This window comes from Bacillus sp. P4_D3 (assembly GCF_056401855.1).
Window position 1 is genome coordinate 1 of sequence record NZ_JBFUIN010000906.1, and the last position, 1,098, is coordinate 1,098.

Here is a 1,098-nt window from a genome sequence, read left to right on the forward strand (position 1 = left end):
GAAACGACCGTCTCTAGTAGTGAAAATGCCGATGTTAATGTCGCAAATGTAAATAACGCAAGAAATACTGTTAAGAATAGTCCACCGAATGGAATTTGACTAAATACAGATGGCAATACGATAAATAGTAATCCAGGTCCTTCTGTTGGCTCCATTCCTAATGAAAATACTGCTGGAAATATAGCAAGTCCCGCAAATAAAGAAACGAATAAATTCAATCCAACAATCGTAACTGCTGATTTTGGTAAACTTTCTTTTTTATTTAAATACGAGCTATACGTAACCATAATCGAAATTCCTATACTAATCGCAAAGAATGATTGCCCCATTGCGAACAAAATACTTTCTGAAGTAATTTTTGAGAAATCCGGCTGTAAGAAAAACTTCACACCTTGCATCGCATCATCAAGTGTTAATGAACGAATAATAAGAGCGACAAATAATACGAACAACGCTGGTAACATATATTTACTTGCTTTTTCAATCCCATTTTGTACACCTTTTGATACAACCCATATCGTAATGAACATAAATGCAAAATGACCGATAATGGCCCAAGTCGGATTTCCAATTGTCTCTGTGAATAATGCACTATAATTTTGTCCTGGAGTAATAAGCTGCCCTGTCACTCCTCTGAATAAATAAATTAATACCCATCCACCTACAACACTATAAAATGATAGTAATATAAAACAAGTTCCAACGCCAAGACGGCCAATCCAGTGCCATCCTGTATTTGGTGCGATACTTTTAAATGCTCCAACTGCTTGTTTCTGTGTACTGCGTCCAATCATAAATTCAGCAATAAGTAGTRGTAGTCCAATTAATACAGTAAATAATATAAAGATTAAAAAGAATGCTCCTCCCCCGCTCTTTCCAGCGATATAAGGAAACTTCCATATTGCGCCAAGTCCAATTGCTGATCCTGCTGCTGCCATTATAAAACCTAATTTCGAAGTCCATTGCTCCGTCTGTTTCATCTTATTTTCCTCCTATTTAAATCTTTTTATATAAATAAATAAATTTTATATACCTATCCGAATAAACCCTCCATTTCTTTTTCTATAAAATAAAAAATGGCCTAGCATCTCTTTATAT

Annotated in this window: 1 protein-coding gene; it reads right to left on the reverse strand. The window is 34.8% G+C overall.

Annotated features, from left to right (window positions below; all coding sequences use genetic code 11):
• On the reverse strand, window positions 1-980 hold a 980-nt coding region (locus AC1DTM_RS27885), incomplete at its 3' end, for a sodium-dependent transporter (protein ID WP_477001413.1).
• Window positions 981-1,098: the final 118 nt, after the last annotated feature.